This is a genomic window from Kitasatospora sp. NPDC007106 (assembly GCF_040634455.1).
GTDB lineage: Bacteria > Actinomycetota > Actinomycetes > Streptomycetales > Streptomycetaceae > Kitasatospora > Kitasatospora arboriphila.
The window spans coordinates 1-2,441 of record NZ_JBEYFP010000845.1; the positions used below are offsets into that span (position 1 = coordinate 1).

2 protein-coding genes and 2 pseudogenes are annotated in these 2,441 nt (G+C 70.8%); 1 reads left to right on the forward strand and 3 read right to left on the reverse strand.

All coding sequences use genetic code 11. The annotated features are described in order from the left end of the window. Positions 1-92, forward strand: a pseudogene (locus tag ABZ641_RS33135) (MarR family transcriptional regulator); the annotation flags it as partial. A gap of 3 nt (positions 93-95) precedes the next feature. Here the strand turns inward: ABZ641_RS33135 and ABZ641_RS33140 are convergent. The 3 genes and pseudogenes from ABZ641_RS33140 to ABZ641_RS33150 all read right to left on the reverse strand — a co-directional run. Beyond that, positions 96-482, reverse strand: a pseudogene (locus tag ABZ641_RS33140) (glycoside hydrolase family 3 N-terminal domain-containing protein); the annotation flags it as partial. A 98-nt stretch (positions 483-580) separates the two neighbouring features. Next, complete coding sequence (locus ABZ641_RS33145) at positions 581-1,414, reverse strand: carbohydrate ABC transporter permease (RefSeq protein ID WP_359987885.1); 834 nt, start codon at positions 1,412-1,414, stop codon at positions 581-583. After that, positions 1,411-2,376: a sugar ABC transporter permease gene (locus ABZ641_RS33150; RefSeq protein ID WP_359987888.1), complete on the reverse strand. Its 966-nt coding sequence runs from the start codon at positions 2,374-2,376 to the stop codon at positions 1,411-1,413. The genes ABZ641_RS33145 and ABZ641_RS33150 overlap by 4 nt, the downstream gene beginning before the upstream one ends. Between the last annotated feature and the right edge of the window lie 65 nt (positions 2,377-2,441).

A 2,441-nucleotide genomic window follows, 5' to 3' on the forward strand; every position in this document is an offset into this window, starting at 1 on the left:
AGCGCCTCATGGTGCACCCGACGAGCGTCACCAACACCGTCGACCGCCTGGAGCGGGACGGCCTGGTCGCCCGCCGCCCCAACCCCGCCGACGGCGACGTAGTGCTTGGCGGTCGCGGCGACCCCGCCGCCCTGCACCCCGCGGACGTACGCGGCCCCGATCCGCCCGGTGAGCAGCGGGTCCTCGGCGAAGCACTCGAAGTTCCGGCCGGCGTACGGGGAGCGGTGCAGGTTGAGGGTCGGTGCGAGCAGCACGTCGACGCCCTTGCGGCGGGCCTCGGCGGCGAGCAGCGTGCCGAGGTGCTCGACCAGTTCCTCGTCCCAGCTGGCGGCCATCGCCGTGGGGGAGGGCAGCGCGAGGGCGGTGTCGGTCTCGTCCCAGCGTTCGCCGCGGACGCCGATCGGGCCGTCCGAGGTGACGATCGGCCGCAGCCCGAGGGCCGGTTCGGCGCTGGTGCGGAAGGTGCCGCCGCCGGAGACCAGGCGGGCCTTGCGTGCGGTGTCGAGGACCTCGGGTCCGACGGCGCCGGTGGCGTCGGGTGCGGGGGAGTCGGGGAAGCGGCCGGTGGTGTCGATGGCGGTCAACTCTTCACCGCTCCCTGCATGATGCCGTCGATGATCTGGCGTCCCATCAGGAGGAAGGCGGCGATCACCGGCAGGCTGGCGACCAGGGCGCCGGTGAGCACGAGGGAGTAGTCCTTGATGTAGCCGCTGGCCAGCTCGGAGAGCGTGAGCTGGACGGTGGGGTTCTGCTGGGTCATGACGACCTTGGGCCAGTAGAAGTCGTTCCAGGTGGCCATGAAGGTGAGCATGCCGAGCACCGCCGTCGCGGGCCGGGCGGCGGGCAGTGCGACGTGCCAGTACAGTCCGCGGGTGGTGCAGCCGTCCATCCGGGCGGCGTCGAGGAGTTCGTCGGGCACGGCGGTGACGAAGTACTGGCGCAGGAAGAACACGCCGAAGGCGTTGGCGACGGCCGGCACGATCAGCGCCTGCAGGTGGTCGGCCCAGTGGAACCAGTTCGCCATCATGATGTAGAGCGGGATGATGCCGAGCTGGGTCGGCACCATCATGGTGGCGACCACCGAGGCCAGCAGCGGGTTCCGGCCGCGGAAGGGCAGCTTGGCGAAGGCGAAGCCGGCCAGTGAACTCGTCAGCACCACGCAGGCGGTGACGGTCGAGGAGACGACCAGCGAGTTCAGCAGCGCGAGGCCCATGTCGGTCTGCCGGAAGGCCTCGCCGATGTTGTGCAGCAGGTTGCCGCCGGGCAGCAGCACGGGCGGCACCCGGTGCACGTCGGTGTTGTTCCGGGAGGCGGCGACGACCGTCCAGTACAGCGGGAAGACGGACAGCACCACGCCGACCGCGAGGGTGGCGTACACGCCCCTGCCGGCGGAGAGTTGGCGGTTGCGGCTCACGAGGCGTCGGCCCCCTTCATCCGGCGGGCGGCGAGCAGGTTGACGGCCACCACGACGACGATGAGCAGGAACATCGCCCAGGAGACCGCCGCCCCGTAGCCGTACTTGAAGCGGCCCCAGAACTGGTTGTACGAGTACAGCGCGAGGGTCTGGAACTGGTGCTGGGAGCCGCCGGTGGTCGGGTCCTGCTGCTGGCCGAAGAGCATCGGCTCGCCGAACAGCTGCAGGGCGCCGATGGTGGAGACGATGACGGTGAACAGGATCGTCGGCCGCAGCATGGGGATCGTGATCGACCGGAACTGCCGCCAGCGGCTCGCCCCGTCGATCGCTGCGGCCTCGTAGAGCTCGAAGGGCACGGACTGCATCGCGGCCAGGTAGATCAACGCGTTGTAGCCCGTCCAGCGCCAGGTGACGATCGCGGAGATGGCCGCCCAGGAGGAGAGCGTGCCGGCCTGCCAGTTGATCCGGTCCACGCCGAACAGCCCGAGCACCCAGTTGACCAGGCCGAAGTCCCGGCCGAAGAGCTGGACGAAGATCAGGGTGACGGCGGCGACCGAGGTGACGTTGGGCAGCAGCACCCCGAGCCGGAAGAACGTGCGTCCGCGGATCCGGTAGTTCAGCAGGTGCGCGAGGCCGAGCGCGAGCAGCAGCTGCGGGACGGTGGAGAGCACGCCGATGCCGAGGGTGTTCTTCAGCGCGTTCCAGAAGAACGGGTCGTCCAGCAGCCGGCGGTAGTTCTCCAGGCCGACCCAGCTGCTCTCGGTGCCGGGCTGGTCGGCCCGCCAGCCGGTCATCGAGACGTAGCCGGTGTAGAGCATCGGGAACAGCCCGAACACCGCGAACACCACGAAGAACGGGGCGACGTACAGGTACGGGGAGGTGCGGCGCTCGATCCGGCTCCAGCGGGCTGCCGGGGCGCGGGCGGGGCGCAGCGGCGTGTCGGCGGACACGGTCGCGGCCATGGCGGGGGTCTCCTTGCGGGGTGGGCCGCGGTGGCGGGGGGGGGAGGTCCGCGCCGGCAGTTCGG